Here is a 6,892-nt window from a genome sequence, read left to right on the forward strand (position 1 = left end):
GAATTCAGTTATTATACAATACTATGCTTTTGCTTTCTTTTTTTCAGTGTTCATACGTTTTATAACCTTAAGTCTTGTGAACTCTTCACGTTCCTTTTCCTCAAGTGCATTCTGAATGTCAGTTACCAATGTTGTGTAGTGAGGGATGGTTATATTCTTAAGTGCGTTAGCACGTTTTTGTGTTTTCTTAATATTTGTGGCAAGGCGGTAAGCAGAAGTTTCGACCATGGATAAACGAATGGTTAATTCCTTTACTCTATTAAAATGTCTGCAAGCCTCATCAAGGGATAACCTTGTTCCATAGAAAGAATACGTAGGGGTGAGAGAAGCATTATCATATTCAACTAAGGGAATCTCTGTACCCATAATACTGCGTGTTTTAATCGTAATAGAATTTTCCTCAGGAACAGTTTTACTTAACATTTGAACGGTATTAATACCCATCTCAATATTGGCCTTTTGCAAGGCAATATATGCAGATGTGAAAGTTTCATCAATTTCTGACTGAATATTCTTTGCTTTATCAATTAACTCCATCAACTCACGAATAAGTATGTTTCGCTTCTTATCCATAAGGTCAAAGCCTTGTTTTGATAGAGCTAATGAGTTTTTAGCAAGGATTAGATTTCCCTTAGTGGGAAATGTATTTGGATCCATATACTCACCATCCTTTATTCTTCAGTAGAAGAGGTTTCGTTAGTAGTAGGAGCCTGGTAGTACTTATCAAGAATCTTCGTATCAACTCTATCAAGTTCTTCTCTAGGTAGAATAGCAAGCAGTTTCCATCCAAGATTTAAGGTTTCTTCAATGCTTCTATCCTCCGTTAATCCTTGAGAGATAAATTCATTCTCGAAAGCAGTACCGAATTTCAAGTACTTCTTATCGATAGGAGATAATTCATCTTCACCAATAACACTTGCAAGTGCTCTTGCTTCTCCTACACGTGCATAAGATGAGAAGAGTTGGTTTGAAAGGTCTTGATGGTCTTCCCTTGTATAGCCATCACCGATACCATCCTTCATAAGACGAGATAGAGAAGGTAATACGTTAATAGGTGGGTAGATTGCTTTTTGGTGTAATGCACGTTCTAGAACAATTTGCCCTTCTGTAATATAACCTGTTAAATCGGGAATAGGGTGTGTAATATCATCATTAGGCATTGTTAGTATAGGAATCTGTGTTACAGAACCGTTTCTACCCTTTACAATACCTGCACGTTCATAAATGGTTGCCAATTCACTATATAGGTATCCTGGATAACCCTTTCTACTTGGTATCTCTCCTTTTGAAGAAGATACTTCACGCATTGCCTCTGCAAAGGAAGTCATATCTGTTAATACTACTAAGATATGCATACCCTTTTCGAATGCTAGATATTCAGCAGCAGTAAGAGCTACTTTAGGAGTAATTAATCTCTCTACAACTGGGTCATTAGCAAGGTTTAGAAACATAACAACGTGAGAACTAGCGCCACTTTCTTCGAATGTTCGGCGGAAGAATTCAGCTACATCATGTTTTAATCCCATCGCACCAAATACAATTGCAAATTTTTCATCCGAACCACTACCAAGGGAAGCTTGCTTAACGATTTGGGCAGCTAATTGGTCGTGTGGAAGACCATTACCTGAAAAGATAGGTAACTTCTGACCACGAATTAATGTAGTAAGACAATCAATGGATGAAATACCAGTTTTAATAAAGTTACGAGGATATTCCCTTGTACATGGGTTAAGAGGCTCACCATTAACATTCTTTTTGTCGGCAGAGATAATAGGACCAAGACCATCTATTGGCTCACCGATACCATTAAATACACGACCAAGGATATCTTCGGATAAAGCAATTTCCATAGGATGACCAGTTAATTTTGTATGCGTATTCTTAAGGGACATTTCCGCTGTACCTTCGAACACCTGTATAACCGCCTTATCTTCATAGATTTCAACGATTCTTCCTAGTTTATGATGAGTTCCGTCAACTGTCAGTTCAACGATTTCATCATATGCAGCACCCTTTACGCCTTCTATGACTATAAGGGGGCCATTTATTTCACTAAGTCCTAAGTATTCAATTGACATTTTATAACCCTCCTTACGCATTTGTTTCTAATAAATGATTGTAGAAATCGTCAATCGCTTCTTTGTAGTCTTTGAATTTATCTAATTCATTATTTGCAACATCATATTTAATTGAGATGATTCTTTCAAAGATGTTGCTTTCTTTTAATAATGACATAGGCATGTTCATAGCATTTAACTTTTTACATTGTTCATATAGATACATAATTGTTTCCATCATCTTTAATTGTTTTTCAAGTGGAACATAAGTATCCGATGGATGGTAGGCATTTTGTTGTACAAAGCCAAGACGAATGACTCTTGCAATTTCAAGAACAAGCTTTTGATCATCTGGTAATACATCGCTACCAATTAATTTAACGATTTCATTTAACTGACTCTCTTGTGTTAATAAGGAAATCAATTGATTACGTAATTCAATAAAGTTCGGACCAACATTCTTTGTGTACCACGGAGTTAGGTCAGATACATATTCACTGTAACTAGTTAACCATTGAATTGCTGGGAAATGTCTTGCATAGGCAAGAGATTTATCAAGTGCCCAGAAACAACGTACGAAACGTTTGGTGTTTTGGGTAACTGGTTCAGAGAAGTCACCACCTTGAGGGGATACAGCACCGATAATAGATACGCTACCTTCTGTACCATTTAAGTTACTCATAAATCCAGCACGTTCATAGAATGCAGAAAGTCTAGATGCTAAATAAGCAGGGAAACCTTCTTCTGCAGGCATCTCTTCCAAACGACCTGATAGTTCACGAAGAGCTTCCGCCCAACGGGATGTAGAATCAGCCATGATAGCGACATGGTAACCCATATCACGATAATACTCAGCTAGAGTAATGCCTGTGTAAATACTTGCTTCACGGGCAGCAACTGGCATATTTGAAGTATTTGCTATTAATGTAGTTCGATCTAGTAATGGATTGCCTGATTTAGGGTCAACCAATTTTGAGAAGTCTTCCAAAACTTCAGTCATTTCATTACCACGTTCGCCACAACCAATGTAGATGATGATGTCTGCGTCAGACCATTTGGCTAATTGGTGTTGAGTCATTGTTTTACCTGTTCCGAAACCACCAGGGATGGCAGCAGTACCACCTTTGGCAATTGGGAATAAGGTATCAAGAATTCTTTGTCCTGTAATCAATGGACGGTCTGCAGCATAACGCTTTGCAGTTGGTCTTGGAATACGAATTGGCCATTTTTGAGTTAATGTAAGTTCTTGTTCTACACCATGTTCATTAAGTATGGTAACGATTGGATCGTTAATTGTATATTGTCCGTCTGGTGCAACTTTTATGACTGTACCGCTAACAGACGGTGGCACCATGGATTTATGTATAATTGCGCGTGTTTCACGTGTTTCAGCAATAATAGTACCTCCATAGATTTTATCACCTTCTGATACCGTAATATGTACATCCCATAATTTCTTTGTATCTATCGAATCAACATTTACACCTCTTGATATAAATGCTCCAGATTCTTTGGCTATTTCTTTCAGTGGCCTTTCAATACCATCAAAGATATTACCAATAATACCAGGTGCTAAAGTTACAGATATAGCATTGCCTGTAGCTATAACTTCTTCGCCTGGTTTAAGTCCTGTTGTTTCCTCAAATACCTGAATAGTAGTAGTATCTTTTGTTAAAGCAATTACTTCACCAACCAGCTTTTCTTTACCAACAAGGACCATTTCAGACATTTTAAATCCTAAGTTACCTTTTAAGTAAACAATAGGACCGTTTATTCCGTATATATTTCCTTTTAAGTTCATATCGGAGCAACCCCCTATTTCTTAAATTAAGATGTACTATTTAAAAACCCTGAAATCAGGGTCTCTAAATAGGTTCCACTTATGACAATTTAAAGTTTGATTTTTCTTCTTCTAATTTTGAAATAAATGAATTGTCAATTAATATATGTTTTTCAGTAATTACACAACGAATACCACCAATAAAATCAATATTGCTTATTGTTAACTCCACTTTAGTAGAAGATTCCAGAGCTGATTTTAAGTGAGCATCGGTTGGATTAATGTAGATTGTTATCTCATCGTCATTAGCAAATGCAACAGCTTCGTTAATTTTATTAACTAAGAAATCTTGATATTCTGGTGTTTTCATATAAGCAGATAATCTCTTTTCTACATCAGTGAAAAGTATATCAATTTTTTCTTTTGTCTTTTCGCTTATTGCACGTTTGATACTCATGGATTCGTTAGATAATTTTTTGTTTTTTTCACGTAGTAAATTATCAGACTCAGTATGAATTTTTTGTTCTGCTTGTTTTTTTAGAGATTTCTTTTTCTCTTCAGCCATTTCTTTTAAGCTCAATTCATAAGATTCTAACATTTTAACACTTTGTGCAGTTGCATCATCAATTGCACTGTGATAAAAGTTGTCAAGTTTTTCGTCTAATGTCATAAAGAACATCCTTTCAAAGATTTAGAGTTTCAAACCAATTGCTTCATTAACATAATCGGTAATAAAGTTTGGTTTCCTTCCCGTTCCATGTCGATCTGGAATTTCTATAATTAAAGGTAAACGACGATTTAATTTAACATCATCCACAATTTCAGGAAATTCACGGCTGAATTTCTCTGTTATTAAAATAATACCAATTGTTTTATCAGCTATCGCTTTGTCCAGCTGTTGTTTCAAATGTTTTTTCGAATGGATTACGACGCCATCAACACCTGCAAGTCTCATTCCAGTGTAGGTATCTACGTTGTCGCTAATTAAATACATACGCATAATGTCGCGCTCCTTTCAACCTAGTCATAGGAGAACTATGCCTAGGTACGATTATGGTAACATCGTAAATGAAAGAACAAGTCCATATAAAGCAATACCTTCTGCTAAGGCTACGAAGATTAATGCTTTACCCATGATGCTTGAATCTTCACTCATAGCTCCAAGAGCAGCACTAGCTGCAGATGCTACGGCAATACCACCACCGATACAAGAAAGACCAGTTGAGAGGGCAGCAGCTATGTATCTCCATCCATCGCCAGATGAAGAGGCAACAGCTTCAGTTGCAGCAGATGCGTTACCAGAGAACATAAGGATGTTTGCTAAGATTAAAGTTCCAAAGAAGAAAAATGCGTTAAAACCAAGTGCAGCTTTAAAGCCACCTTTTTGCTTTTTGCTTAATAAGAATGCTCCAAATGGAATAAAAATGCTTAAAAGTAATGCAGCTACAAAAATATATCTTGTTACTAAATTCATAATGATGCCTCCTAAATAAAAATATAATAATGATTTGGTTAGCAAAAGAGCTACCTATTTGTTTGTTTTATATGGTTTAAATTCTTTACCTGTTCCACGATAGAAACGGCTAAACATTTCATAATATTCAAGACGTAGTACTTGAATACCAACAATTAGACCTTCCATGGCTGCAACAATAATGTTACCAAGGATAATAACTAAAATATTACCGCCACCATGTTCTGCACCCGCTAACATAAGTACAACACCCATCATAGCGGCATGGCTTAGAGCAAATGCTCCAACACGTAGGAAAGAGATTGTATTACTTGCATAACTTAAAAGTACTTCAAACATCTCGAATATAGAGGTTACGATAAACATTCCCTTGCCATCAGGAAAGAGATTTTGTTTTTTCTCTAATTTTCTCTCAATAGGTTCCTTAAAGAACATTAGTAGTAGAGGTACTCCAAATAAAATAGCTAAAACAATTGCTCCTGGTAATTCATGATCTGTAAATATTAGAGCGACACATGAAAGAATTCCTCCATAAAATACAAGACCGGCCAGGCCATTGGTATCAAAGAATAATCTTGCATAGTCTTTTGATTTGACTGCATTAATGATATTCAATACCATAGCTATGATAATAAGGAATGCACCAAATACAATAGCTGTGATTAAGATGGACATTATATTATCCATCGGTTTCATCCATACACTGGGAATCAACTCTTCATAGCCAAATACACTTCCATACATAAAACCAAAGAAGGTGGAGAAGATACCAGCAAGTGATATAATAGCGCCAAGATTCATTTTCTTAAACTTATAGAACAATGCTCCGCCTATTACTAAACATAGACCTTGACCCACATCACCAAACATAACGCCGAAGATTAATGAGTAGGTAATGGCTACGAATAAAGTAGGATCAATTTCGTTGTAGGCAGGAACCCCATACATATGTATAAACATTTCAAACGGTTTGAAAATCTTTGGATTTTTTAATTTAGTAGGTGGTTTCATTCCAATGTCATCTTGCACTTCTTCAGATATACAATACACGTTTGGATCGTTTTCAATATCTTTTAGAAAAGCATTGGCATCTTTTAGAGTCATCCAGCCACAAAGAATATAGAATATCATATTGTCGTTATTTTTATAACTACGTCGTTCTTTTGTACAAGCTGCAACTTTACGAATATCATGGTTTTTAGTAAGTGTTTGTAATGTATTGTGTGCTGTTAATAGTTCAGGACCAATGGAATCAATTTTTTTCTTGATTTCTGCTGAAATCTGTTTGATCTGCGCTGTTACCTGATCTATTTTTGACAAGATATCGTTATATGCTTCTTCTGGGGTACCTTCATACTCATTTGGTATGAATATTCTTTCAAAATGTAGAGAAGAGTAGATGGCATCTATCTTTACACTGGAAGTGGCAGGTACAAAGTAGATTCCCCATACATAATCTTCGTCGCTGTCGCATTCATAAAAAACAGTATTTAGATTTTCATAAACATATTTTGAAAATTTGTTATAAAATTCATGTGAAATTCGACCAAACCGGAATTTTATAAATTTAAAATTCATTAT

At 35.7% G+C, this 6,892-nt stretch carries 7 protein-coding genes; all 7 read right to left on the reverse strand.

Going from position 1 to position 6,892, the window contains the following annotated elements:
- Positions 1-21 precede the first annotated feature (21 nt).
- Entirely contained in the window at positions 22-657 is a 636-nt protein-coding gene (locus ACW2QF_RS15000) for a V-type ATP synthase subunit D (RefSeq protein WP_455716819.1), read from the reverse strand.
- 14 nt (positions 658-671) lie between these two features.
- Positions 672-2,078: a V-type ATP synthase subunit B gene (locus ACW2QF_RS15005; protein WP_455716820.1), complete on the reverse strand. Its 1,407-nt coding sequence runs from the start codon at positions 2,076-2,078 to the stop codon at positions 672-674.
- Between the two features lie 13 nt (positions 2,079-2,091).
- On the reverse strand, positions 2,092-3,858 hold the full coding sequence (locus tag ACW2QF_RS15010; protein ID WP_455716821.1) for a V-type ATP synthase subunit A: 1,767 nt from the start codon (positions 3,856-3,858) through the stop codon (positions 2,092-2,094).
- A gap of 79 nt (positions 3,859-3,937) precedes the next feature.
- Complete coding sequence (locus ACW2QF_RS15015; RefSeq protein WP_455716822.1) at positions 3,938-4,507, reverse strand: V-type ATP synthase subunit E; 570 nt, start codon at positions 4,505-4,507, stop codon at positions 3,938-3,940.
- Positions 4,508-4,528: 21 nt separating this feature from the next.
- A complete protein-coding gene (locus ACW2QF_RS15020) occupies positions 4,529-4,837 on the reverse strand; it encodes a V-type ATP synthase subunit F (RefSeq protein WP_167957640.1) in 309 nt (102 codons plus the stop codon).
- 51 nt (positions 4,838-4,888) lie between these two features.
- On the reverse strand, positions 4,889-5,311 hold the full coding sequence (locus ACW2QF_RS15025) for an ATP synthase subunit C (protein ID WP_455716823.1): 423 nt from the start codon (positions 5,309-5,311) through the stop codon (positions 4,889-4,891).
- 54 nt (positions 5,312-5,365) lie between these two features.
- Positions 5,366-6,892: V-type ATP synthase subunit I (locus tag ACW2QF_RS15030; RefSeq protein WP_455716824.1), on the reverse strand; the 1,527-nt coding region annotated here is incomplete at its 5' end.

This window comes from Anaerosporobacter sp. (genome assembly GCF_965301125.1).